Origin of the sequence: Allofrancisella frigidaquae (assembly GCF_012222825.1) — a bacterium.
Taxonomy (GTDB): Bacteria; Pseudomonadota; Gammaproteobacteria; order Francisellales; family Francisellaceae; genus Francisella; species Francisella frigidaquae.
On record NZ_CP038017.1, the window covers coordinates 147,694 to 172,847 of the forward strand.

A 25,154-nucleotide genomic window follows, 5' to 3' on the forward strand; every position below is an offset into this window, starting at 1 on the left:
TTATCTCCTAATTTTTGCATGCTTATGCAGCTTTGATACTGGATTTTTGGGTTAAATATTTCTTTGGCACGCCAAATGTAGAAAAGATATTTTTTGATGAAATTTTGTAAATCTCTTTTTGCAGTAATTTATTTGCTATTACAGCATTTCTATATGCTCCTAAGCCTAAATCAGGTGTTCCTACACCATGAGTGTGCATTTCAGCATTTTGCACGAAAATATTTAGATTCGTGTCTTGAGTTACTAACTTATAATCTCTAGTTATAAGTAGATTACCATTTTCGTCTTTGGTAATAAATTTCTCTATATTTGCAAGTGAGTGAGTAATATCTGATTTATAGCCAGTTGCTGCAATAACTCTGTCTGTCTTAATTAAGAACTCTTCATTTTGTTGATTATGATAAAAAAAGCAGTTAAGTTTATCGTTATTATAATCTGTATTACGTAACTCACTATTTGAAATAAGTTCAGCATTATTTTTATTTTGAACTGTTTCTTGATAAAGAACCTCATAAATATTAGATATGGTTTCTGCACTAATCCCTTTATAGAGTAAATCTTGTTCCATTAAAAGCTTAGGTTTCTTAGTTTGTGGAAGGTTATAAAAATAATCAATATACTCAGGTGAGAAGTGCTCTAAACCAAGTTTGGAGTATTCCATAGGGAAAAATCCTTTACTTCTTGTTACCCAGCTAATTTGGGTAGAGTCATTTTTTGATTTCATTAAATCTAAGAATATCTCCCCAGCGCTTTGCCCAGAACCTATTAACGTTATATGTTGATCTTTTAATGCTTGGGCTTTTATATCGAGATACTCACTACTGTGGTGTACATTTTCTGTGTCAGAAAGGTAAGATGGAAGGTGAGGTTTTGTCCCTAGACCTAATACAATATTTTTTGTTAGGTATTGTTGCTCTTTATTATTAATGTTTTTAACTGTGACAACCCAAGTTTCATCCCCTGAAATTCTTGTATGCTTTATATTTGTAACTTCATAACCAAATTTACATGATTGACAGTTCTCAGCCACCCACAAGCAATAATCATTATATTCTTGTCTAGTGATAAAGAAATTTTCTTTAAAGTAGAATTTATAAAGGCGATTTTTTTGCTGTAAATAATTTAAAAAACTAAATTTATTAGTCGGGTCAACCATAGTTACTAAATCTCCAAGAAATGGTACTTGTAGCGTTGTCCAATCCATCATTAAACCTGGATGCCAGCTGAAGCTTTCTTTTTTCTCAAAGAAAATACTATTTATAGGTTTATCATTTAATAAAGCAGATAGCCCTAAGTTAAATGGTCCTATCCCTATTCCAATAACATCATAAATTTTCATAGTTTTCCTTAAATGGGTTTTTTGTATCAACATAGATTGATTGTTTTTCTAATGGGGCCTGTAACTCATCGAGACCATTTAGTCTCGTAAGAAGGTTAGCTTTTAACGGTAGTTGATCTAGACTTAGAAGTTTTTTTATAAATTCATCGCAAATTTGATATTTATTAGGAAAGTTCTTAAAAAAGTCGATAGTCATTTTTACTAGATCTAGCTCACTAATAAAACCAGTATTGGCTATAGCTTCTATTACAGAAATTAGTTGATTAACTATAAAATAGTAACAAAAATGGTGGTCGATAAAGTCTTGTGAACCTTCACAGAGATCTTTAATATCACCAAAGTCAGCTTCTCTTAATCCTTCGTGGTCTTTTATGTAATAGTATCCTTGGCTATCGCGGTAAAAGCTTTCTACTGGTAAACCATCTTCTAATTTGATTAGTAAATTCTGCTGATGAGCTTCTAGAGCAATGCCATACTTTGAATATAACCAAAGTACAGGAGCTATAGCTACACAAAGGTATGTTTCAAACCAGCAAAGTGCTGCATCATGGGTGTTAGAATTATTATGAACACTAAAATATTGAATTAATGAGCTGATACGAGTTCTTTCGTTAAATGGGTTTGGTTCAGTCAAGCTAGCAATACACGCTATATCATCTTGTGGATTAAAATTAGCATTACGAATAATACATATACTAGGGTCAAGAATTTTATTATTTATCTTTATCGCTGAATAAGCTGGGTCTGTAATTATGTTAAAGTAAGGAAACAGATTGTCTAAAATAGGCTTAAGGTGGTTTGTATAGAGCTTATGTACAGATATGCTTCTTTTACACTCTTTAGCAAGATTTACTCTTACAGAGTTTGTGATAGCAATATTTAGCGAAAATTTCAGCATAATATTAGCTTCTGGGGAATATACAGTTCTGACAGAAGTTGTTGGGTAAAACCAGGGTCCAGTAATACCTATATCAATAATTTTATTGTCTGATTTGTATTTTTGAATTTCGTTTTGTTTAGCTAGGTACGCAGCTTGCCATGGGTGGAGTATAAAAAGTTCATAATTCTCATTTATCTTTTTAGGTAGATCATTTCCTGCTAAAAAATTTAGAAATAGTTCATTTGTAGTTTTGTCAAGTAAAGATTGTGTTTCTAAAATGCTTTTATCAACATACATATAATAAAGTTGCAATTGTCCGTTTGTTTCGGGAGAGTATTTAATAAATTCAGCGTCTGAGAAACCTTCTCTGCTTTTGGGATCGGGTTGTAATCTATGGCCTCTTAAAAGATTTTGCTCATTTGTAATAAAAGGATTTTTATAGCCAAAAACTTCATCTAGTTTGTGTTTTCTAGTTTGTAATATCTTAGCTATATTTATTGCTGAATTTGATATTCTATTTATAATTTCATTATCATTAGTCTTATCGAGTTCTTTAGTAATTAAAAATACCGCCTCAAGAGGATCTAGCTTTGATTTTCTTTCATTCTTAATGATGTAGCAAGGTAGCTGCCATGATGGTGATCTTAAAATCGGAGAGACTTTTGCTGAAATCTCAAACTTGGATTTAATAGTATCCAGCTCTATGCTAAAGCAGTAATTACCATTAGAGGTCTTATGTAATTTATAATTATCATATTCTCGATAATAGCAGTTAAGAAAATTTTTAAGGGTTATTTCATTGGCATATTTAATCATCATTATTTACTCCTATTTGATTTTTAAATAAATTGCCATATAGTTTTATTTGGTTAAGACACTCAGTTACTAATTCCAATGTAACCATAGGATTGACAAGGGTAATCTTTAAGTACGTATTCATATTTACTTTTGTTTGTGCAATCGCAAAGTTTCCACTATGAAAGATAGCCTTATGAATCTTGCTATTAATCGCATTTAGTATTTCTTGATTTAAATTTTCATCAAAGTATCTAAAAACAATAGTGTTAAGGCTATTGTTAAGATGTTGAGTTTTATGAAAAGCTAATTGTAGATTTTTATCTTTGCTAAATGATTGGATACTTTTAGTTGTTGTTTCAATAATATGATTAATCCATTCTGAAAATAATTTTGTTCCACTACATTTTAAGGCAATAGAGAGTTTAAGAGCATCAAACCTTCTAGTAGTTTGTATCGATTTATCTACTAGATTTATAGTGTCAAAACCATCTTTATCTGGATTAAGGTAGTCAGCATGGTAGCTAAGAAGTTTTAATATTGACTTATCCTTACAAAAGAAAGCTCCGCAGCTGATAGGCTGAAAGAAGAGTTTGTGAAAATCAACGGTTACTGAATCAACTAATTCTAAACCATCAAGTCGATATTTGTGCTTATCTGACAAGAGTAAAGCTCCTCCAACAGCAGCATCAGCATGAAGCCAGATATTATTATGTTTTGCAATTTCTGCTATCTCTTTAATATTATCAATACATCCAAAATCAGTATCTCCTACAGTAGTAACTATACATATTGGTGTTAAGTTTTGGGCTTTAAGGTTACTTATCCTAACTACCAAGTCTTGCGTATCTAGTTGTAAATTATCATCTGTATTTACAATCTCAATAGAGTTTTTACCTAAGCCTAAAAGGGCTAGTGACTTATGCACGGAGAAGTGTGTTTTTTCTGTGCATAGAATGCGAAATTTGTTAGCAATATCTGGCAAACCTTTATCTGCTACTTTATGGTTAAGAGTATTTTTGCAGAAATGATCTCTAGCTAAAAGTAAACCCATTAAGTTCGATTGTGTTCCTCCACTAGTAAATACCCCATCAGATAAATTACTCTTTTTGTAGATTAATAAGCTTAACCAGTTAATAATGTGTTGCTCTATGTATGTGGCAATAGGGCTTTGATCCCAAGAATCCATAGATTGATTTAAAGCTGATATGAAGGTTTCAGCAACTAGTGATGGTACCATTACGGGGCAGTGTAGATGAGCCATCGACTTTGGAGAGTTTACGTTTAAAGAATGTTTAAAAATATCATTTAACTGTTCTTCAAGAATTATACTAATATCATTAGGGTTTTCATCTATATCAAACTGGTTAGCTATTTTTTCTAAATCTTTTGCTGCTTTGGCACTAAAAATCTCATTATTTTTTAAATTATTGGAGATTATCTTCAAAGCTTTTTGCATGCTATAGGTATATGTGTCGATACTTTGAATCGAGTTGTTTAAAAAATATTTATCAAGTTCTAGGCTCATATATTTTCCTTAATCGAGCTTTCTAATATTTTAATTACTTGGTCAATTTGCTTTGTTTTTATGGTAAGAGGAGGTAGGAATCTAAGAGTTGCTCCAAAGCGTCCTCCTAATTCAATGATAAGGCCTTTATCGAAGCAGGTTTTTTTGATTTTTAAGGCTTTTTCTCCATCTGCAGGAAAACTTCCTATAATGTCTGGTTTAGATGTTGTATCTACAATTTCTACACCAATCATTAAGCCAGAACCTCGTACATCTCCGATGATGTTATATTTATTTTTTAATTCATGTAGTTTATCAAGTAGGTATTTACCAGTTTCTTTCACATGTTCTAGAAATTCAGGTTTGTTAACTCTATTTAAAACAATGCTACCGGCAACCATGGCTAACACATTACCTCTAAAAGTTCCTGTATGGGCTCCAGGACTCCATTTGTCTAAGTATTCTTTGTAAAGAATTACAGATATTGGTAAGCCTCCTCCTAGAGCTTTTGATAAAACTATTACATCAGGCTCGATACCAGCTTTTTCAAAGGCATATAAATAGCCTGTTCTACCTATACCACATTGAACTTCATCAACAATTAGAGGAATATCTAGCTCTTTAGTAATTTCTCTAATAGCTTTTAACCATTTAGATGGCGCAGCTATAGCTCCACCTTCGCCTTGTACTGGCTCTAAAATAATTGCAGCTGGTTTTTTTATGCCACTTTCTGGATCTTTCAATAAACGTGAAATCATTTGGATATTTACATCAATGCTTTGTTCACCTTTTAGTCCAAAAGGGCAGCGATAAGCATATGGATAAGGTAAAAAATGCACATACGGAGTTAGACCATTAATATGTTGTTTTGGGCCTAGGTTTCCCATTAAAGATAGTGTTCCTTGTGTCATACCATGATAAGCGCCATGAAAAGCTATTATGGTTTCTCTACCTGTTGCTGTTTTACATAGTTTAATAGCAGCTTCAACAGCATCAGCTCCACTGGGGCTGCAAAACTGTACTTTTGTATTTCCATGGTAAGATTTAGGTAATGTATTTAGGAGATCATTCATAAAGGTATGCTTTTCTTTAGTAAGCAAGTCTAATGTGTGTATTGGCACTTTTTTACTTAAAGTCGAGGATAAGGCATCTGTAATTTCAGGATCATTATGCCCAAGAGCTATGGTGCCAGCTCCAGCTAAGCAATCAATATATACTTTTCCTTCAATATCTGTTAGATAGATCCCTTGAGCTTTTTCTATCACTAAAGGATTTTTTCTTGGGTAGCTTCTAGCATTAGATTCCCAATTATCTTGATCTTTTAACATAGCTTGTTGTATGGAGGTATTCATTATTTCTTTTTTATACAATTAATATTGATAATCATTATCATTTATATTATATTCTAATGCAATACTTAATTAGTAAATATTTTTAACTTTTTATGACAAAACGATTTAGTGTGGCAAAATTTGGTGGAACTAGTGTAGGTAGTGTTTCAGCTATTCAAAAATGCATAGAAATAATTAATAACAACAAAAATATAAAAATTATCATTGTAAGTGCCCAAGCTGGGGTAACTAATTTACTTGAAAAACTTATAGTGAGTAATGTAGATAGTTATAAAGGACTTTTCCTTGAGCTTTATCAAATTATAGATCCTATAGTTGAGTATGTGAGTAATGATGAAAGGTTCAACGTAGATTTCTTATTCAAAGAACTTGAGATTTCTTGTCATAAGTTATACCAAGGTTACCCCTTAGATTTAAAACTGCACGCGCAAATATTATCTTTTGGTGAAAGAGTTTCTGCAGTCCTTTTTAATCAAGCTTTGAAAAAGAATGGTATAAGATCTTCACATATCGATGCAAGGAAAATTATTAAAACAGATAGTGATTATACAAAGGCAAAACCGTTACTAAAAGATATTAGTGATCAGACTAAACTTTATATGCCAGATCATGAAGAAGTAGTGGTATTAGAAGGGTTTATTGGTTCTAATGAAAAAAATGAGACAACAGTTTTAGGTAGAGGAGGTAGTGATTATTCTGCAGCACTTATAGCCGAAGCTGTTAAAGCCGATTTGTTATATATTTGGACAGATGTTGTTGGAATCCATCAGGTAGATCCAAGGTTAATACCTAAATCAAAAGTTATAAGAAAGATAAATTTTGATGAGGCTATTGAATTAACAAATTTTGGGGCAAAAGTTCTGCACCCTGATACACTTTGGCCGGTGATGCGAAGTGGTACAAAAGTATTTGTAGGCTCCACTTTTTCCCCAGAAAGAGGAGGTACATATATTGATAATGAACCTAAAGGTAAAAAAAGTATAGTCAGAGCTATTACTGAGCGAAAAAGTCAATCTCTAATAAAGGTAAAATTTTCTAATAATGATGTTTCAAGTATAGTTTATAGTGTATTCTTGGTTTTAAAAAAATATAGTATCAGTCCGGATATAGTTAACCTAACAGAAACATCTCTTTCTTTTGTTATTCCCCAAATTAGAGAGCCTCTTGAGCAGCTAATAATCAAAGATTTAAATTTATTAGATGAAATAATTATAGAGATAGAGCGTAATCTTTCACTAACAGCTATTGTAGGCAACAATTTGGATAAACTCCCAAAACTTCTAAATAAGGTCATAAAGGCTTCTAATATTTCTAATATAAAGCTGTCTGGTTATGGAGCTAACGGTAGTAGTTTATATTTTTTAACAGATAGTGAGCGTGTTTTGGAAAGAGTGTATAAGGCGCTATTTTAAAGAGATTAATAAACCTAAGATATCTTAAAATGTAAAGGTCTAGACTTGATGTATCAGCCCACAGGAGTTTTCAATAACTAGCTTATAATTATGACCTTGTTTTATAACGCTTAGGAATAAAAGATTTTCCTGTATATTAGACATCAATTTCTTTAAAATTTCTTCTTTTGCCTTTAAAAGGACCTCTTATTAGAGCTATTTAGTTGAGTTAAATTAATAGATGTTAAAATTTGTCATAAGTACTGTTTAAAAATTATTTTCCTCGACAAGATTTACATTTAACATATATATTAAGGTTGTGATCTATAATTTCTGCGTCTAGTGACTCAACTATTTGTTTTTGAAGCTTTTCAATTTCTTCACTATAAAACTCTTGTATCTTATTGCATTTGATACAGATTATATGGTCATGATGGTCACCTTGGTTTAGCTCATACATCACTTGCTCATTATCAAGCTTAAGTCGATTTATTATACCGGCTGATTCAAATTGTCCTAAAACTCTATACACTGTTGCAATACCAATGCTACTACCTTGAGTTTTAAGTTTAGAGAAAACATCATCAGGACTTAGATGTTTATCTTTATTTTTTTCAAATAATTTTAGTATTTCTAAGCGTGGCTGCGTAATTTTAAAGCCAAATTCTTTCAGGTCTAGATTTTTTGAGTTCATTTTTTCTCTTTGAAAACTAATTGTTAATAAATTTTGACATAATTGTAAGTGTTATTGCAAACATTTGCCTTTGCTAAGGTGATTTATTAGCTAGATTGTATTCTTAATGTTTATATTGATTCCGAAATGTACCTCATTAGGGGTAAGTAATTTAAACGTTTTTTAGGTCTATTGTTCAAGTTGATTTGTAACTTAGTAACTTCAGTTACTAAGATATTGGGGTGATATACCGTCAAAATCGGTGCTTTTAGAAATAAATTGTGAGAGTGTAAACATAAAAGATAGCTAGAGCAATTTGTTGGAATTTAACAAAAAAATCTTTTTGTTTTAGTAGGTTGACCCAAAGTTTTAAGGTTTTATTAACCATTCTCTCACTTTTAGAAACAACTTTTGTCCTTCTAGTCATCCTTGCTGGATTACATCTAGTATAGCCGTTTTACAAGTAGTTAATTATATGATAGCAGGCAATGCTGGCATCAAAGATCATACTAAGGTAGAGGAGCCGGTGCTAAATTTGGTTTAATGAAAGATGTGCCTACTGGATGAAGCCAGGTGGGGTACCATGCTTATGAAGGGCAGGAATTAATGCGCCAATGGGTAGCTATTAAAGCAGCTTCCAGACACTATAAAAAACTAAAAGGTTTAGCAAAAATTAACACGATTGTAGTCATATTTTGCTACATATTTTCACTTATATGTATCCAAGTTCAAGTAAATTTCTATATAATACCTACCTGAAAGAGTTAAATGGCTAGCCATTTTTAGTTACTTTTAGTTTATTTGGTTTCACAAATCTATAAACTACATTCTTAAACTATCTTTCAACTAAGTTTAAACTATTTAAAAATACAATCGAAGAAATTATGTTTAGGAGAAAATAGCTTAAATGACTTATTATAATAATCTTCAAAAAAATATACTTAACATATCAGAAAACTGTGAATGGGGTAACTATTATGATGCTTTAGGTCTTCCAAGTGGATTGTGCTTTGGACTTTCTGCCATGTGGGGACAAGCCATCTTAGCTAATGATGTGGTTACATTCTATGAGAGATTACGAATACTTACAAGTAAAACTATGCCGCAAATGTCATTTAACGGTAAAGAATATAACAAATTAACTGATCTTATTAATGATGTATGCTTATTTGAAAAAGAATTATCTAGGCACAAATCAGTTGGTCAGGCTAATTTATACCCGAAGTTTGGAAATTCTAGGATTATATACGAACTCATCATATCAATAAGAGCATTTTTAGATGGATTATTAGCATACCATAAGCCTAGTAACACACTCTTAAATAATGATTATAAAATAGTAAACCAAAATGTATTAAAAACATCTCCGTATGTTGTAAATAGCGAATTAACGCATAGCGTTAGTAAAGTTTATAATAAAAATCTTAATGTAACTTACACAGAAAACTCACCTTTGTTACAGGTATACAACCAACCATTCTATGGCAAGGTTTTAGACTACACTGACGTTTTTGAATCTTTAATCACTAAATGTGTAGAGTCTAAATTTCATTTTTACTTCTTCTTAAATAACATTAACCATGCTGTGGCAATAAGTCATGACGGTGCAAATCTGTTATTTTATGATGCTAATCTAATGCAACGTAATAGCTTTAAAGCTAATACCATACTAAATGCAAATTACAAAAAATTAGCCGACGAAATATTTGATGCTTTTAGTTTTGGTTCAAATCACTTTCAAGCATTAGCTTTAAATATATCAATCTATATGAACCCGAAATGCCCGCAGAATTATAGTTCAGTTATTTATAGTAATGAGTATGAAAGATTACAGCTTCAAAGTATAAAAAAGTATGCTTGTAATTTAATCTTAGATAATAAAAACAGTATATGCCATGGTCATAAGCTAGTAGATAAACTTAAGAGCTTTACTAACGTAAGCGATATGTTGTCATATATTAAGAAAGAAAATCTTTTAGCGTTAGATGGACAAAAGCTAAATAATAATGATTATAATAATACCGCTAAAAAATTAGGTGAAAAGCCTGAGTATTACGATATAACTCATGAAATTATAAAATATACCGAAAAAACCTTCAAAGAATACGTAGGTCTTGGGAGTTATAAACCATACCTTATTGAAACCATCACAAAAATTCCATCTTGGAAAGATAGTGAACTATTATATGTTGCCTGTCAAGGTGGTCATACAGACATAGTCAATTTATTATTACAAAATAATGCTAACCCAAACCAATTTACACCAGATGGATCATCGCCGTTACACGTTGCTTGCGAACAAGGATACACAGAGATAGTCAATTTATTATTACAAAATAATGCTGACCCGACCAAGCTTAAAGCAGATAGTTCTTCACCTTTATACATTGCTTGTGAACAAGGATACATAGAGATAGTCAATTTATTATTACAAAATAATGCTAATCCGAACAAGTTTAAAGCAGATAGTTCTTCACCTTTATATATTGCTTGTGAACAAGGATATACAGAGATAGTCAATTTATTATTACAAAATAATGCTAACCCAAACAAGTTTAAAGCAGATGGTTCTTCACCTTTATATATTGCTTGCCAAAATGGTCATGTAGAGATAGTCGAGTTACTACTGCAACATCCTAGACTAAAAAATCCCGCAGGAATGATTAGTCAATACTTCATTGGCGGGTGTGATAAATTTTCAAATAACAAGGTATTAGAAAGTTTAAAAAAATATTTCCCAATGTATAATATCAATACAGTATGGAATATGCCTATAGACAGTATTAAAACAGAACCTTTAACTCCTTTAATACAAGGATGCTATTTTATGAATAATAGAAGCATATCGTGGCTTTTAAATAATTATAGTTCTAGTTTAAGTAATTCTGTGAGGTTTAAAAACAGAGATGCTTTAGAGTGGTACCAAACCCATAAATTTAAAGAAGGATATGACAAAAATATAGAGCAGCAATTACAAAACCTAACACAAATCTAATCTTGAAATTAGTATTACAGCAATCAATCAATATATTTAGTACTAAGGCAAAGTTTTGGAGTAAATTTTAAACCTTTCTCATTAAACAAATACTGTATTAGTTAGTAACTGGAGTTAAATGTGGAATTAGAATTAAATGCTAAAATATTGGAAGCATTAGCTAAAGGAGAAACTATATGCTGGAATATTCCAGAGCTTGGGGTTACTCTTAAAACTATGGCCTCACTTCCAAAATTACTTGGGCGCCCTGATTGTGAAGCTGGTATTTTTTATGCTAAACCATCTATAAATCCTGAGCATGTCAATAATATTGGTAACCACGTATCAATTTTTAATGGTAAATACCCGCCAGCATTTCGTCCAGATTCTTTAACTAGAAAGATGCTTATTCCCACTATGGGACTGAAAGTTCAAAGTAATAAAGATGTGGATAAAAATCAAAATCTAGGTGCAACCATAAATACATCAGGATTTTTAAGCAATCATTTTTGGAGCCGTCAAATTATTGCTCATTCACATCCATCATATGATGAAACTAGAAATCTTGCTTTTGCAAATCATAAAAAAGATAGATCTGAGTTGAGGTTTGATATAAAGGTTCAAGGGCCTGAATTTGGGCTTGTTCGCCGTAATTCTGGAACTACTTTATTATTTAATAAGGAGGGAGCTTGGAATAAGGTTAGGGAAGATAATTACTGGGAAAATAGTTTAAATTTGGATAAAAAATTTTCATATCTTAAAACTCATCGACAAGTTGATACTGAGCATAAAGAATACATAAATCATAAGGTAAATATAGAAAAAGAAGCTCAACTAAGGAATGTCACTCAGCGCGATCTTGAGTTATTGTATTGGCGACTATGTAATGAGGAAATTACTATAGAACTTTGCGAAAAATTAATAGATTTTCCAATCTATAATCTGTCCTGCGAAACTGCTTATAATAACTATAAAAGTATTATAAAACCTATTAGCGATTTTCATACAAATATGTTTGATTTATTAGGAGATTCACCGACTTAATTTCAGCTTTATCTTAAATCCCAGATTCTAAATAGAAATACAACAATAATAATTTGGTAAACTTTTACAGATTAGTTAGGTAATCTCACCCATACCACTGGGACGCTATCGTTATCTTGGATGCGCGAAGCAAGATCTCTAAGCTCGTCATTATCACCTATCAGTATGATTATCTGCGCATTTCTGTAGAGAGGTCTTGTAAAAACTCTAAAGCGTTCTTGCCCAGCAGTAGTCATCATAGTTAAACGGTCATTATTTTGAAGATTAACTGTTTTTGTTGCTATTCCTGTTGTAGAGAAACCAGCGGGCTCATTTTCATTAAAACAGATGCGCCAAAATAAACGTTGGCTTTGCGTATTACCAAGGATTATTGCTCTTAAATTACGCGCTTGTTGCTCAGCTATATTAATCTGCGATAATCCACCACCAAGCAATCGATAACGCTCCTTTTTCACCTCGCGAGTATCTAATGTATAGTCAAGATTTCGAAGTCTCAAACCAGGAATATTTTTAAAGCTATTCAAAATAAATGACGTATACGAATGATTGTGTCTAGGATAGTCTCTAATAGTATTAGCAATATGTCGCCAACAATCACTAGTTGTTCCATTATAATTATTAATTTCGGTTCTAAAATTCAACGCCCTGTCTTTGCCTGTATTTCCTCTGTGAAAAAAACCTCTGCCATTTCCTCGCCACGCTAAATAGTTTTCAGTTGCGGTTCTAATGGCTTGCTTTAGGTTTTGCAAACTTATATTTTCAGGTGGAACGGCTTGGTTCACTAAATTTTGGAAAAATTCTTGCCGGTTTGGCAATAAGGGATTTAAATTTGTTCTGTATATAGGTTCTGGAACGTTTAAATTTATAACTCTTGCTATATTTCTGGCAGGACGATCTCGTCGACAATCTTGCCGGCAAATAGGACACCTATTAGAGGTATACAACCAATCTCTAGCACACTCTTCGTGAAAACAGTCATGATTATTTGGACATGATATATTAAACCTTCTATCTAATGGCTGAAGACAAATTATACAATCATCCTCCTGCCCCAGCGCATTAGCGTTAGCATTCTGTTCTTGTTCCAGAAATTCTTCAATATTGAAGTTATCCTCTGGCCGTTGTCGCCTATTTCCAAAGCTTGTCTTGCATAATGGACACTCTTCTGAGCGCTCCAACCATGTGTCAATACATTGCTTATGAAAATAATGTTTACAACTGGTTTCACATATTATCATTTGTTCTTCTTGGTTTTCACTATGTAAACTCTCAAGACAAATTGTACAATTTAACTGTGCAGTGTTATCACTAGGTTCGATTATATTATATGCAGGCATTATATCTCCTTATTATATTTCTACTTTTTTCATACTTATTGATTGGGCTTCATGAACCAAATTTCTTATAACATAGCACCACCGCATGTAGTTAAATATAGTTTTCGAAGCTAAATAATTAGATGAGGTGCTGACGAAATACTATATATGTGAATCTAATCGGTCAACTACATTATTGTTTTTACAAGCACAAAAACGTTTTATAGCTACCATTGTTTAGTGTTTAACACCCTAGTTCCAGCTGCAACACTTCCTTAGCCCACTTATCCAGTGTTTTGCTAAGAAGTTAAACAAAGTAGCTCTATTTAAAGATAACGCAAAAGCAAATGGTATAACGTAATTGTTATTAGACTTCTCATTGATTGATGTTTATATTCCCCTTTATCCAGCTGCTGTTATTTTGTACTTAATTTCCAATTGTGGTATTATATTGGGATTAATCTATTTATGAAAATTCTTTCTATGACTACAAATGTTTACTTAGAATTTGCTCCGATATTAATATTTTTGATTATAGCCTTTGCTGTAGGTGCTGCTTTTGCGATAGCTGGTAAGGTTATCTCTATTATTGTGGGTGCAAATAATCCAAGTAAGAGTAAAAATGAGACGTTTGAGTGTGGCTTTCCAACTTTTGGGGATGCTAGAGAAAAACTAGATGTCCGATTTTACTTGGTTGCAGTATTATTTTTGGTTTTTGATTTGGAGTTAGCTTTTGTTATTCCGTGGGGAATAAACCTAAGAGCAACAGCTATAGCACCAGCAATATCTAACCATGCATTTTTTGCAATGATTATATTTTTAGTAGTGCTATTTTTAGGCTTAATTTATGGTTGGAAGAAAGGGGCTTTAGAATGGGAATAAGTAACGAAAATAAAGGTTTTATTACCGCTAGTGCAGATGCTCTTATAAATTGGGTGCGTACAGGTTCTATGTGGCCAGTAACTACAGGTCTGGCTTGTTGTGCGGTAGAGATGATGCACGCTGGTGCTGCTAGATATGACTTAGATAGATTTGGGGTTGTTTTTAGACCATCGCCAAGGCAATCAGATGTTCTTATAGTGGCTGGTACCCTCTGTAATAAGATGGCTCCGGCGCTAAGACAAGTTTATGACCAGATGCCAGACCCTAAGTGGGTAATATCTATGGGTTCTTGTGCAAATGGTGGTGGCTATTATCATTACTCATATTCTGTTGTTAGAGGATGTGATAGGATTGTACCAGTTGATATTTATGTTCCAGGTTGCCCGCCTACTGCTGAAGCTTTAGTTTATGGGATTATTCAGTTACAGAATAAAATTATTAGAACAAATACTATAGCGAGGAAATAGGTGTGAGTATTTCTTTACATCCTCATTTAGAGAATATTAAAAAGGTTCTAGAAGGATTTGATGCTTATTGTTGTATTGCTCACAAAGAAATAAATGTAGCTATAAAACATCAAAAAGACATATACCAAGTATTGCAGGTACTAAAAAAAGAGTATTCTTTTGAGCAGTTAAGCGACATCACTGCTGTAGATTATCTGACATATGGTCAAACTGATTGGCAGGTTGGAAAAGAAGTTTCTCAAACAGGGTTCTCTCGTGGCCGCCAACAGGGATTTGTGGAAAGTGGTTTTGATAACAGGTTTGAAGTTATTTACCAGCTTTTGAGTATGACAAATAATGTGCGTGTTAGAGTTAAATGTAAACTAAAAGATGCGCAAATTATCATTGTGGATTCTGTGAATGATTTATGGCCTTCAGCAAACTGGGCTGAAAGAGAAGTTTACGACATGTTTGGTATTTACTTTAATAACCACCCAGATCTAAGACGAGTGCTTACTGATTATGGTTTTGTGGGGCATCCATTAAGAAAAGACTTTCCACAAACAGGTTATGTTGAAATGCGATATGATGAAAACCTTGGTAAAGTGGTTTATGAACCTGTAGAGATTGACGATAGGGTTAATACTCCTAGAGTCATTCGTAGTAAATAATTTATGGATTTGTGATAATGGCAGAATATAAAAACTATACGTTAAATTTCGGACCTGTTCACCCTGCAGCACACGGTGTATTAAGACTTATATTAGAACTTGATGGTGAAACTGTAGTTAGAGCTGATCCACATGTGGGGCTATTACATAGAGGTACGGAAAAACTAGCCGAATTTAAACCATATAACCACAGTATAGGCTATATGGATAGGTTAGATTATGTATCGATGATGTGTAATGAGCATGCTTATGTCATGGCTATAGAAAAATTACTTACTTTAGAAATTCCAGAAAGAGCAAAGTATATCAGAGTAATGTTTGCTGAAATGACAAGAATTTTAAATCATCTTTTATGGGTTGCTGCCTGTGGAATTGATTTAGGAGCAATGACAGTATTTCTGTATGCTTTTAGAGTCAGAGAAGATCTTTTTGACTGTTATGAGGCAGTTTCGGGTGCTAGAATGCACGCAACTTATTTTAGGCCTGGTGGGGTAGCAAGAGATTTACCTAATCAAATGCCACAGTATGAGAAAAGTAGGTTTTCTAGTAAGAGAAAAACTAAAAAAATGAACAAACCAAGACAAGGAAGTATGCTAGATTTTCTAGACTACTTTGTTGTGGATTTTGAGAAATCTCTTGATGAAATTGATACTTTACTTACTGACAATAGGCTTTGGAAACAAAGGACAGTTGATATAGGTGTTGTAACTGCAGACAGAGCAAAAGCTCTTGGGTTTACAGGCCCGATGCTAAGAGGTAGTGGTGTGGCTTGGGACCTTAGAAAATCGCAACCATATGAAGTTTACGATCAGCTTGATTTTGATATTCCTATAGGAAAAAATGGCGACTGCTACGATAGATATCTAGTCAGAATGGCAGAGATGCGAGAGTCTAACAAAATTATAAAACAGTGTATAGATTGGTTAAGAGCTAATTCAGGTCCAGTTTTATCCGACAATCATAAGATTGCTCCCCCAAGCAGAAACGCTATGAAAAATGGTATGGAAGAGTTAATCCATCATTTTAAGCTTTTTTCTGAAGGTTACTGTACTCCGGAGGGTGAGGTATATGTTGGAACTGAGCATCCAAAAGGTGAATTTGGCGTATATATTAAATCAGATGGTGCAAATAAGCCATACAGACTAAAGATGAGAGCACCTGGTTTTGCTCATATTAGTGCTATGGATGAAATGTTGTCTGGGCATATGTTAGCTGATACTCCAGCTATCATTTCGACAATAGATGTTGTGTTTGGTGATGTAGATAGGTAGAAAATAATGTCTTTAATAGAACTAATACCGCCACAAGCGAGAGAAGAATTAGAAAGAGTTTTAAGTAAATTTCCTGTAGATCAAAGAAGATCTGCTATTTTAGAAGGTTTACATATATTGCAAGATAGTAATGGTGGCTACCTAACTGATGATTTGCAGACTGCTTTGGCGGAATATTTGCAAGTTAGTAAGGTGGATGTTTATGAGGTTGCTACATTTTATTGTATGTATGATCTAGAACCAGTTGGTAGACATAAGCTTAATTTATGCACCAATGTATCATGTATGTTAAATGGAGCTTATGATATTTTGGCTCATATTGAAAAAAGGTTAGGAATTAAGCCTGGTCAAACAACAAATGATGGTAGGATAACTCTAAAAGAAGTTGAGTGCCAAGGAGCTTGCTGTGGTTCACCTATGCTAGAGGTGGATAAGGTTTTTTATGAAAATCTAACTATAGATAAAGTGAATCAGATAATTGATTCTTTGGAGTAAAAATGGCTAATGAAGTTTGTTTTCGTACCCTGCATTTAGATAAGCCATACAGTTTGGAGTCTTACTTATCTGTGGGAGGATATTCTTATTGGAACAAGATCTTAACCGAAAAGATTCCGCCAGAACAAATTATAGAACAGTTAAAGATCTCTGGATTAAGAGGTAGGGGTGGTGCAGGATTCCCAACTGGCTTAAAATGGAGCTTTATGCCTCGTAGTTTACCAGGTCAAAAGTATGTAGTTTGTAATTCAGATGAAGGTGAGCCAGGTACTTGTAAGGATAGAGAGATACTTAGAAATAATCCTCACCAACTTATAGAAGGAATGGCTATAGCCGGGTATGTTGTAGGTGCAACAGTAGGTTACAATTACACACGAGGAGAGTTTTATGAACCTATCGCAAGATTTGAGGACGCTCTTATAGAGGCGTATCAGGCTGGTTTGTTAGGCTCTAATATTAAATCTTCAGGTATTTCTTTTGATCTTTATTCGGCAGTTGGTGCAGGAGCATATATTTGTGGTGAAGAAACAGCGCTTTTAGAGTCGCTTGAAGGAAAAAAAGGGCGTCCAAGGTTTAAGCCACCATTTCCAGCATTTAAAGGGTTATATGGTAAACCAACAAATATCAATAATACAGAAACCTATGCCTCAGTACCGGCTATACTACAGCACGGAGGAGAGTGGTTTAAGAATTTAGGAACAGAAAAAAGTGGTGGTACCAAGCTTTTTTGTGTTTCTGGGCATGTGAAACAACAAAGAGTTGTTGAAATTGGCTTAGGTACACCGTTTAGTGAACTTTTGGATATGTGTGGTGGTGTGCGAAATGGCAAGAAACTAAAAGCAGTGATTCCTGGAGGAAGTTCATCTCAGATTCTAACAGGTGAAGAAATGATGAAAGTTAATATGGACTATGAGTCAATTTCTGCAGCTGGATCAATGTTGGGATCAGGAGCAGTAGTGGTATTGGATGAAACTGTTTGTATGGTTAAAACCTTAGCTAGGTTAGCAGACTTTTATTATGAAGAGTCTTGTGGTCAATGTACACCATGTCGTGAAGGTACAGGGTGGTTGTCACGCACATTACATAGAATAATGTCTGGCGAAGGAAAACCTGAAGATATAGATAATTTAGTAAGGGTAGCTACAAATATAGAGGGTAATACTATCTGTGGTTTAGGTGATGCAGCAGCATGGCCAGTACAGAGCTATATACGCAAATTCAGAGAAGAATTTGTTTATATGATTGAAAATAATGGTAAAAGTATTGTGGATCAATAGTTGATTGGAGTGGTTTTGTGTCAGACAATAAAGAGTCCAAAAAAATAAACATAGAGATTGATGGTAAGAGTTATGAAGCTTTACCTAATCAATCTATAATTGAGATAGCTGATGCTAACGGAATTTATATTCCTAGATTTTGTTATCATAAAAAATTATCGGTAGCAGCAAATTGTCGTATGTGCTTGGTTGATGTAGAGGGTGCAAGACGTTCATCTCCTGCATGTGCTACACCAGTTGCCGATGGGATGAAAATTAAAACTCGTTCTGAAACGGCTCTTAAGATGCAAAAAGATGTGATGGAGTTTCTACTCATAAACCACCCTCTTGATTGCCCGATATGTGACCAAGGTGGTGAATGTGAACTACAAGATATAGCCATGGGTTATGGTAAAACAACATCTGATTATAAAGAATCTAAAAGAGCTGTTGCTAATCCAAATCTTGGCCCACTTATAGCGACTGACATGACTAGGTGTATATTATGTACGCGTTGTGTGCGTTTCGGTGAAGAGGTTGCAGGGGTTAAAGAATTAGGTGTTATCGGCCGAGCAGATCATTCTGAAATCAGTACCTACATATCTGGAGATATGGTTAATTCAGAAGTTTCTGGTAACGTTATAGACCTTTGTCCGGTTGGAGCTCTTACATCCAAGCCATTTAGGTTTAAGGCAAGAGCTTGGGAATTAAAACAGTTTCCAACAGTATCCGCTGGAGATGGTTTAGCCATAGACATTAATGCACATGTGTACCAAAATAGGCTCATACGAGTTGTACCAGCAGAGAATCAGATAACAGGTACATGGATAGCTGATAGAGATAGATTTGAGTATGCAGGATTATATAGTGAAGATAGAATTCAGCAACCAATGATTAAGAAATCTGGTAGCTGGGTTGAAGTTTCTTGGGAAGAAGCTCTGGACTTTGTGAAAGTTGCTATCGAACATACAAGAGAAAAATATACAGCTGATAGTATATCTGCTATTGTCTCAGAAACATCCACATCTGAAGAAATGTTTTTGATGAAAAAGCTAATTCAAGCTTTAGGCTCTTCTAATATAGATGCTAGGATTAGACAGTTTACTAATTCTGCGGGAGTTAGTTCTGGTAAAGGGCTTAGCTGCTCATATGATGATATTAAAAATAGTGATTTTATTCTTGTTTTGGGCTCTAATGTTAGAAAAGAATACCCACTAATAAATATAGCTATCAAGGAAGCTGTTGAGAAGAATTCAGCTAAAGCCGTTGCATGGAATATTTGCGATTATGATTTTAATTATAGTGTAAATCAGGTTAAATTAGCAGCTGATCACATTCGCTATATAACTTTATCTCTTTTAAAGGCTATCTTTGTTAGAGCAAATATTGCTTATGGTGAGCTAAATGATATTTTGAGAAAAGTCGATCCAGCAGGTGAGGTTAGAGATGTTGCAGATAGGATAATTGCTGCAAATAATCCTAAGATTATAATTGGCCAAGATATAGTAAATAATAACTGTTTTGAAACAGTGTTTAGTATATTTGCGATACTTGAAAAAGTTACACATGTAAGAGGAGGCTTTTTAGCTAGTAATGTTAACTCTGTAGCAGCTGATAGGATTCTAAGTTCATCTAAAGCTGATTTTAGTACTTATAAGTGCTTGAATGGACAAACAAAGACAAAACTTCTACTTACTACTCATACAGAGCTTTCCAAGGATGCTTTATATGGTGAAGATAAGCTTAAACAAGCACTAGATGAGATAGACGTTGTTGTAAGCTTTACCTCTTTTGCAGACAAATTTACTAAGGATGTTTCAGATATAATCATTCCAGTAGCTACTCATTACGAGACTGAAGGTAGTTTTATTGATATTTTCGGTAATAAAAAAGAGTTCAAGCAAGCTGTTAAGCCATATGCAGATAATAAAGAACTTTGGAGAATCTTAAGAGTTTTGGGTAATTTATTAGGTTTAGAAGGTTTTGAGTATAATACTATTACAGAAATTTCAGATGATACTTATAATTTTAGAGCGCGTGTTACTCCAAATCATGTGAGACAAATTCTTAATACCGACCTTGATTATGAAAAAAGCGTAGCTTTTGTAGCCTCTAACTCTATGTATGATTCTTCAAGCTTACTTAGAAGAGCTAAGCCACTCCAACAGACCCAAGACGCACAAAGATTCAAGGGGGTTAGAATATCTCAGGCTCTAGCAAGTGAGCTAGGTTTACAAGACACTCAGGCAAGTATAAAAATCTATGATATAAATAATGAGTTGCAGTTAGATGTAATAGTTGATCCTAGCTTGCACTCTAAGAATTTTATGTTACCAAGGAGTCTGAATAAAGCCTTCATTCATAACTCTAATATTAATATTAAAACAGTTGTTCAAGGAGGAGAATAGGCATGTTAAAGTATATTCTTTGGACTTCACTTTATGTTTTGCTTATCATAGTTCCTTTGATTTTAGTGGTTGCATATTATACTTATGCTGAGAGAAAGGTTATTGGCTATATGCAAGATAGGATAGGTCCAAATAGGGTTGGATCTTTTGGATTGTTACAGCCAATAATGGATGCTTTAAAACTTTTTCTAAAAGAGATAATTATTCCAACAAATTCTAATAGATATCTATTTTTTATAGCACCTATTTTAGCTTTTGCACCAGCTTATGCTGCTTGGGCAGTTATACCATTTGCAAAAGGTGTTGTACTATCAGATATGAATCTTGGGTTATTATATATCTTAGCAATGACTTCTTTTTCAATATATGGAATTGTGATAGCTGGTTGGGCTTCAAATAGTAAATATTCTTTATTTGGTGCATTAAGAGCAGGAGCTCAGGTTATTTCATATGAATTAGCTATGGGTTTTGCAATAGTTGGCGTTGTAATAGCATCAGGTTCAATGGGGATAACTGGTATTATAGAGTCCCAGCAAGGTGGTATTTTACATTGGTATTTTATTCCGTTATTTCCGCTATTTATAGTTTATTTTATATCAGGAATTGCAGAAACTAATAGAGCGCCTTTTGACGTTGTGGAGGGTGAATCTGAAATTGTAGCTGGACACCATATAGAATATACAGGATCTAGATTTGCGTTATTTTTCTTGGCAGAATACGCAAATATGATATTAATAAGTATCCTAACGGCAATTATGTTTTTAGGTGGTTGGAATTCACCTTTCCAAGGAACTTCGTTAGAAAGCTACTTTGATATTGTCCCAGCAACAGTTTGGTTATTCGGTAAAACTGGTATATTTATGTTTATGTTCTTATGGATAAGAGCGACATATCCTAGATATAGATATGACCAAATCATGCGTCTTGGATGGAAAATATTTATTCCACTAACATTTATTTGGGTAGTGGTGGTAGCATGCATGGTCAGATTTGGTGTGGGACCTTGGTGGTAAAAAGGATAGTATTATGAGAAATATAACGACTTTTTTTAAGACCTTTTTATTGTGGGAGCTATTAAAAGGTCTTAAGGTTACTGGTAAGCACTTCTTTACCCGTAAAGTTACGGTACAGTATCCAGATGAAAAAACTCCTATATCTAATAGGTTTAGGGGGCTACATGCTCTTAGACGTTATGAGAATGGCGAAGAAAGATGTATAGCATGTAAATTATGTGAAGTAGTGTGCCCTGCTTTAGCTATTACTATACAGTCAACAGAAAGAGAAGACGGTTCACGTAGGACCTCTAGTTATGAAATAGACTTGTTTAAATGTATTTTCTGTGGTTTCTGTGAAGAATCTTGTCCAGTTGACTCTATAGTAGAAACAAATATATTAGAATACCATTTTGAAGAGCGTGGTGAAAATATCATGACTAAAGCTAAACTTTTAGCAATAGGCGATAAGTATGAATCTCAAATAGCAGCAGATAGACTACAAGATAAGGATTTTAGGTAGAAATATGTTTTTAACAGACATTTTATTTTATATTTTTGCATCGTTAGCTATTGTTTCTGCTTTGGTATTAGTGTTGGCTAATAACCCTGTTAATTCTGTGATAGCTATGATTTTTACATTTATATTTACAGCATGTGTATGGATTGTATTACAACAAGTATATTTAGCTTTACTGTTGATTGTGGTGTATGTTGGCGCAGTGCTTGTAATGTTTTTATTTGTGGTATTTATGTTGGATTTACACGTTGAAGAACAAGGTAGAGTAGGTAGGTTTTTTTATGCTTTAGCCGCCATAATCGTTTGTACTATATTTGCTACTATTATAAGTTATGCCGCTATACATGTGTTTGCTGGTAGTCAGATGCAAGCTGGTGTGGGTGGTCTAAAAATTATAGGCTTTACTATGTTTAATGATAACAATTTGTACGTCTTTGAGCTAGTTGACTTTATTTTATTAGCAGCTATGGTAGCAGCGGTGACTTTAACTTTAAGGTCTAAACGTAAAAATAACAAAGCTGTTGATCCAGCTAAACAAGTTAAAGTTAGAGCAAAAGATCGTTTAACAATGGTAAAAATACCAAGTAATAAAGGTAAGACAAATGAGTAACTTAATATCAGTTTCAGTAACAAATGGTTTGATTTTTAGTACTATTTTATTTGTTATAAGTATTGCTGGGGTCATTATAAACAGAAGAAATATCTTAATTTTACTAATGTCTATAGAGTTAATGCTTTTAGCTGTTAATACTAATTTTTTAATATTTGCTAATATGCACCAACAAGCAGTAGGTGGAGTTTTTGTGTTTTTTATCATGGCAGTAGCAGCAGCTGAAACAGCTATAGGTTTAGCGATAGTTGTTGCAATATTTAGAAAGCGCAAGACAATTGATTTGAGTAAACTTAATACTTTGAGAGGCTAGGCAATAATGATAATAAATAATCAAATAGCAGCCGTATTAATTGCAGTTATAGTTTTATCACCTTTATTGGGTGCTGTTATTGCAGGTTTTTTTGGTAGGTCTGTCAAAAATGAAGGAGTTAGCTTTTTTACCATTTGTTTATGTGGACTCTCTTTTGTGCTTAGCGCAGTTTTAGCATATGGTGTTTTTAACGGTCATGTATATGATATAAGCTTTTATCAGTGGGCACCTATATCTAAAGAATTTTCTCTGGATGTTGGGTTTACTGTAAATAGAATAACTGTTTACATGATGCTTATAGTTACATTTGTATCTACTTTGGTGCATGTTTACTCTATAGGTTACATGAAAGGTGAAGATGGGTATGCGAGATTTTTTGCGTATATCTCTGGTTTTACTTTTGCCATGTTATGCTTAGTAATGGGTAATAATTTCCTATTGTTATTTTTTGGTTGGGAAGGAGTAGGACTTTTCTCTTACTTATTGATAGGTTTTTATTTTAATAGAGAGAAAGCAAATGTTGCTAGCTTAAGAGCTTTTATTGTAAATAGGGTTGGTGACTTAGGATTTTTATTAGGTATCGGTGCAGTAATTTTGTACACAGGTTCAGTTGATTACAGCACTGTTTTTGCAGCTTTGCCTAATATTGATAATACTCAAGTTGTTCATTTCTTAGGTTTGAGCTTTAGTCCAGTTACGCTTATGTGTGTGCTTTTATTTATCGGGGCTATGGGTAAATCAGCTCAATTTCCTTTGCACTCGTGGCTAGAGGGCTCTATGGAGGGTCCTACTCCTATTTCAGCTTTGATACATGCTGCTACAATGGTTACTGCTGGTGTATTTATGGTTGCTAGATTATCACCGATGTTTGTATTATCAGAAGCGGCTTTGAGTTTTGTGCTTATAATTGGAGCAATTACTTGCTTATTTATGGGTCTTATAGCAATAGTTCAAACAGATATAAAAAGGGTTATTGCTTATTGTACTTTATCACAGTTAGGTTACATGATGGTGGCTCAAGGTGCCGGAGCATTTTCTATAGGAATGTTTCACCTTATGACACATGCGATGTTTAAGGCATTATTATTTTTAGCAGCAGGTTCTGTAATCGTAGCAATGCATCATGAGCAAGATATTCGCAGAATGGGTGGATTAAGAAAGTATATGCCAGTAACTTATATATGTATGTTTATAGGAACATGGTCTTTAGCTGCATTACCGCCATTTTCAGGATTTTTCTCAAAAGATTTAATTATCGAAGCTGCTCAAAGTACAACTGTATTTGGTCATCAGTTAGCTTACTACATGGTTCTAGCATGCGCTTTTGTAACTTCGTTTTACATGTTTAGAACATTTTTTCTAGTGTTTCATGGTAAAGAAAGAATGTCTGAAGATGAAAAATCGCATCTTAAAGAATCTCCGATTAGTATATTAATTCCTTTAATATTGCTAGCTATTCCATCAGCTTTTATTGGCGAATACTTTTTTGATAGTATTTTATCTCAAAATCATGGGTTGTTTGGAGATACAATAAGTGCATATAGCCAAACTGGTTTACATGGTGTATCTGTAACTGCACATTTAGCTAGTGAACCGTTTACTACTGCTGCTTTTGCTTTTATGGAGCACTCTATAGATACCTTGCCTTTTTGGTTAGCATTAAGTGCGCTAGTATTAGCTTATGTTTTATACGTTTGGTTTCCTCGTATACCAGAGTTTTTATCAAAAACTAGTTCGGGTGTAGGAGTTATATACTATATTTTGGTTAGAAAGTATTTTATAGACTTTTTGTATGATGTGGTTTTTGTGAGAGTGTTTTTATGTATCAGCGCCTTTTTATGGAAGGTTGTAGATATATTGGTTATAGATAAGACAATTGTGCATGGTACATCTAATCTAATATACCAAACAGGTGATAACTTTAGAAAAGTGCAACGTGGTTATGTGTATGATTATGCGTTTATCATGATTATAGGTGTATTGTTATTTATGATGTTGCTAATAATAGTTTAGGCAGTT

Annotated in this window: 21 protein-coding genes and 1 pseudogene; 15 read left to right on the forward strand and 7 right to left on the reverse strand. The window is 33.5% G+C overall.

Going from position 1 to position 25,154, the window contains the following annotated elements; genetic code table 11:
• Positions 1 to 22 precede the first annotated feature (22 nt).
• The 4 genes from E3E15_RS00640 to E3E15_RS00655 are packed head-to-tail and all read right to left on the reverse strand — an operon-like array spanning position 23 to position 5,873.
• The gene (locus tag E3E15_RS00640; protein ID WP_172106213.1) at positions 23 to 1,339 is read right to left on the reverse strand and encodes a lysine N(6)-hydroxylase/L-ornithine N(5)-oxygenase family protein; all 1,317 of its coding nucleotides are present in this window, start codon (positions 1,337 to 1,339) and stop codon (positions 23 to 25) included.
• A complete protein-coding gene (locus tag E3E15_RS00645; protein ID WP_245313669.1) occupies positions 1,326 to 3,038 on the reverse strand; it encodes an IucA/IucC family protein in 1,713 nt (570 codons plus the stop codon). The genes E3E15_RS00640 and E3E15_RS00645 overlap by 14 nt, the downstream gene beginning before the upstream one ends.
• Positions 3,028 to 4,542, reverse strand: coding sequence for a pyridoxal phosphate-dependent decarboxylase family protein (locus tag E3E15_RS00650; RefSeq protein ID WP_172106214.1), 1,515 nt, complete (start codon positions 4,540 to 4,542; stop codon positions 3,028 to 3,030). The genes E3E15_RS00645 and E3E15_RS00650 overlap by 11 nt, the downstream gene beginning before the upstream one ends.
• Positions 4,539 to 5,873, reverse strand: coding sequence for a diaminobutyrate--2-oxoglutarate transaminase (locus tag E3E15_RS00655; protein WP_172106215.1), 1,335 nt, complete (start codon positions 5,871 to 5,873; stop codon positions 4,539 to 4,541). Before E3E15_RS00655 ends, E3E15_RS00650 begins: the two co-directional genes overlap by 4 nt.
• Before the next feature lie 92 nt (positions 5,874 to 5,965).
• On the opposite strand from E3E15_RS00655, the gene E3E15_RS00660 reads away from it, so the two are divergent.
• Positions 5,966 to 7,285, forward strand: coding sequence for an aspartate kinase (locus E3E15_RS00660; protein WP_172106216.1), 1,320 nt, complete (start codon positions 5,966 to 5,968; stop codon positions 7,283 to 7,285).
• A 253-nt stretch (positions 7,286 to 7,538) separates the two neighbouring features.
• Here the strand turns inward: E3E15_RS00660 and E3E15_RS00665 are convergent, their stop codons facing one another.
• Together E3E15_RS00665 and E3E15_RS07980 are read right to left on the reverse strand one after the other, a co-directional pair.
• Positions 7,539 to 7,958, reverse strand: coding sequence for a Fur family transcriptional regulator (locus E3E15_RS00665; RefSeq protein ID WP_172106217.1), 420 nt, complete (start codon positions 7,956 to 7,958; stop codon positions 7,539 to 7,541).
• 90 nt (positions 7,959 to 8,048) lie between these two features.
• Positions 8,049 to 8,219 (reverse strand): annotated as a pseudogene (locus tag E3E15_RS07980) (IS30 family transposase); the annotation flags it as partial.
• A gap of 625 nt (positions 8,220 to 8,844) precedes the next feature.
• Between E3E15_RS07980 and E3E15_RS00670 the strand changes: the two are divergent.
• Together E3E15_RS00670 and E3E15_RS00675 are read left to right on the forward strand one after the other, a co-directional pair.
• Positions 8,845 to 10,932: an ankyrin repeat domain-containing protein gene (locus E3E15_RS00670; RefSeq protein ID WP_172106218.1), complete on the forward strand. Its 2,088-nt coding sequence runs from the start codon at positions 8,845 to 8,847 to the stop codon at positions 10,930 to 10,932.
• Between the two features lie 120 nt (positions 10,933 to 11,052).
• On the forward strand, positions 11,053 to 11,955 hold the full coding sequence (locus E3E15_RS00675) for a hypothetical protein (protein WP_172106219.1): 903 nt from the start codon (positions 11,053 to 11,055) through the stop codon (positions 11,953 to 11,955).
• Between the two features lie 71 nt (positions 11,956 to 12,026).
• Here E3E15_RS00675 and E3E15_RS00680 read toward each other — a convergent pair whose 3' ends face one another.
• Positions 12,027 to 13,292, reverse strand: coding sequence for an RING finger domain-containing protein (locus E3E15_RS00680; RefSeq protein ID WP_172106220.1), 1,266 nt, complete (start codon positions 13,290 to 13,292; stop codon positions 12,027 to 12,029).
• Between the two features lie 462 nt (positions 13,293 to 13,754).
• On the opposite strand from E3E15_RS00680, the gene ndhC reads away from it, so the two are divergent.
• From ndhC to nuoL, 12 genes are read left to right on the forward strand one after another with little or no spacing between them, the layout of a single operon-like run.
• A complete protein-coding gene (ndhC, locus tag E3E15_RS00685; protein WP_172107215.1) occupies positions 13,755 to 14,153 on the forward strand; it encodes an NADH-quinone oxidoreductase subunit A in 399 nt (132 codons plus the stop codon).
• Positions 14,144 to 14,620: a NuoB/complex I 20 kDa subunit family protein gene (locus E3E15_RS00690; RefSeq protein WP_035720791.1), complete on the forward strand. Its 477-nt coding sequence runs from the start codon at positions 14,144 to 14,146 to the stop codon at positions 14,618 to 14,620. The genes ndhC and E3E15_RS00690 overlap by 10 nt, the downstream gene beginning before the upstream one ends.
• Positions 14,617 to 15,270, forward strand: a complete 654-nt coding sequence (locus E3E15_RS00695) for an NADH-quinone oxidoreductase subunit C (protein ID WP_425352915.1) — start codon at positions 14,617 to 14,619, stop codon at positions 15,268 to 15,270. Before E3E15_RS00690 ends, E3E15_RS00695 begins: the two co-directional genes overlap by 4 nt.
• Before the next feature lie 17 nt (positions 15,271 to 15,287).
• Positions 15,288 to 16,541: an NADH-quinone oxidoreductase subunit D gene (locus tag E3E15_RS00700; RefSeq protein ID WP_172106222.1), complete on the forward strand. Its 1,254-nt coding sequence runs from the start codon at positions 15,288 to 15,290 to the stop codon at positions 16,539 to 16,541.
• A gap of 6 nt (positions 16,542 to 16,547) precedes the next feature.
• The gene (locus tag E3E15_RS00705) at positions 16,548 to 17,036 is read left to right on the forward strand and encodes an NADH-quinone oxidoreductase subunit NuoE family protein (protein WP_035720797.1); all 489 of its coding nucleotides are present in this window, start codon (positions 16,548 to 16,550) and stop codon (positions 17,034 to 17,036) included.
• 2 nt (positions 17,037 to 17,038) lie between these two features.
• Positions 17,039 to 18,313: an NADH-quinone oxidoreductase subunit NuoF gene (gene nuoF / locus E3E15_RS00710; RefSeq protein WP_172106223.1), complete on the forward strand. Its 1,275-nt coding sequence runs from the start codon at positions 17,039 to 17,041 to the stop codon at positions 18,311 to 18,313.
• Positions 18,314 to 18,330: 17 nt separating this feature from the next.
• Entirely contained in the window at positions 18,331 to 20,700 is a 2,370-nt protein-coding gene (nuoG, locus tag E3E15_RS00715) for an NADH-quinone oxidoreductase subunit NuoG (RefSeq protein ID WP_172106224.1), read from the forward strand.
• Positions 20,701 to 20,702: 2 nt separating this feature from the next.
• Entirely contained in the window at positions 20,703 to 21,713 is a 1,011-nt protein-coding gene (nuoH, locus tag E3E15_RS00720) for an NADH-quinone oxidoreductase subunit NuoH (RefSeq protein ID WP_035720805.1), read from the forward strand.
• A gap of 13 nt (positions 21,714 to 21,726) precedes the next feature.
• On the forward strand, positions 21,727 to 22,215 hold the full coding sequence (gene nuoI / locus E3E15_RS00725) for an NADH-quinone oxidoreductase subunit NuoI (RefSeq protein ID WP_172106225.1): 489 nt from the start codon (positions 21,727 to 21,729) through the stop codon (positions 22,213 to 22,215).
• A 4-nt stretch (positions 22,216 to 22,219) separates the two neighbouring features.
• Positions 22,220 to 22,822 (forward strand): NADH-quinone oxidoreductase subunit J, encoded by a 603-nt coding sequence (locus E3E15_RS00730; protein WP_172106226.1) that lies wholly within the window; start codon positions 22,220 to 22,222, stop codon positions 22,820 to 22,822.
• On the forward strand, positions 22,815 to 23,135 hold the full coding sequence (nuoK, locus tag E3E15_RS00735) for an NADH-quinone oxidoreductase subunit NuoK (protein WP_035720810.1): 321 nt from the start codon (positions 22,815 to 22,817) through the stop codon (positions 23,133 to 23,135). The genes E3E15_RS00730 and nuoK overlap by 8 nt, the downstream gene beginning before the upstream one ends.
• A 6-nt stretch (positions 23,136 to 23,141) precedes the next feature.
• Positions 23,142 to 25,148 (forward strand): NADH-quinone oxidoreductase subunit L, encoded by a 2,007-nt coding sequence (gene nuoL, locus E3E15_RS00740; protein WP_172106227.1) that lies wholly within the window; start codon positions 23,142 to 23,144, stop codon positions 25,146 to 25,148.
• Positions 25,149 to 25,154: the final 6 nt, after the last annotated feature.

Bases quoted from the DNA above. Each gene is read 5' to 3' on its own strand.
- E3E15_RS00670 (WP_172106218.1), top strand. From the start codon at position 8,845: ATGACTTATTATAATAATCTTCAAAAAAATATACTTAACATATCAGAA.
- E3E15_RS00660 (WP_172106216.1), top strand. From the start codon at position 5,966: ATGACAAAACGATTTAGTGTGGCAAAATTTGGTGGAACTAGTGTAGGT.
- nuoK (WP_035720810.1), top strand. From the start codon at position 22,815: ATGAGTAACTTAATATCAGTTTCAGTAACAAATGGTTTGATTTTTAGT.
- E3E15_RS00655 (WP_172106215.1), bottom strand. From the start codon at position 5,873: ATGAATACCTCCATACAACAAGCTATGTTAAAAGATCAAGATAATTGG.
- ndhC (WP_172107215.1), top strand. From the start codon at position 13,755: ATGACTACAAATGTTTACTTAGAATTTGCTCCGATATTAATATTTTTG.
- E3E15_RS00665 (WP_172106217.1), bottom strand. From the start codon at position 7,958: ATGAACTCAAAAAATCTAGACCTGAAAGAATTTGGCTTTAAAATTACG.
- nuoF (WP_172106223.1), top strand. From the start codon at position 17,039: ATGGCTAATGAAGTTTGTTTTCGTACCCTGCATTTAGATAAGCCATAC.
- nuoI (WP_172106225.1), top strand. From the start codon at position 21,727: ATGAGAAATATAACGACTTTTTTTAAGACCTTTTTATTGTGGGAGCTA.
- E3E15_RS00640 (WP_172106213.1), bottom strand. From the start codon at position 1,339: ATGAAAATTTATGATGTTATTGGAATAGGGATAGGACCATTTAACTTA.
- E3E15_RS00680 (WP_172106220.1), bottom strand. From the start codon at position 13,292: ATGCCTGCATATAATATAATCGAACCTAGTGATAACACTGCACAGTTA.
- E3E15_RS00690 (WP_035720791.1), top strand. From the start codon at position 14,144: ATGGGAATAAGTAACGAAAATAAAGGTTTTATTACCGCTAGTGCAGAT.
- nuoH (WP_035720805.1), top strand. From the start codon at position 20,703: ATGTTAAAGTATATTCTTTGGACTTCACTTTATGTTTTGCTTATCATA.
- E3E15_RS00730 (WP_172106226.1), top strand. From the start codon at position 22,220: ATGTTTTTAACAGACATTTTATTTTATATTTTTGCATCGTTAGCTATT.
- E3E15_RS00650 (WP_172106214.1), bottom strand. From the start codon at position 4,542: ATGAGCCTAGAACTTGATAAATATTTTTTAAACAACTCGATTCAAAGT.
- E3E15_RS00645 (WP_245313669.1), bottom strand. From the start codon at position 3,038: ATGATGATTAAATATGCCAATGAAATAACCCTTAAAAATTTTCTTAAC.
- E3E15_RS00705 (WP_035720797.1), top strand. From the start codon at position 16,548: ATGTCTTTAATAGAACTAATACCGCCACAAGCGAGAGAAGAATTAGAA.
- E3E15_RS00700 (WP_172106222.1), top strand. From the start codon at position 15,288: ATGGCAGAATATAAAAACTATACGTTAAATTTCGGACCTGTTCACCCT.
- nuoL (WP_172106227.1), top strand. From the start codon at position 23,142: ATGATAATAAATAATCAAATAGCAGCCGTATTAATTGCAGTTATAGTT.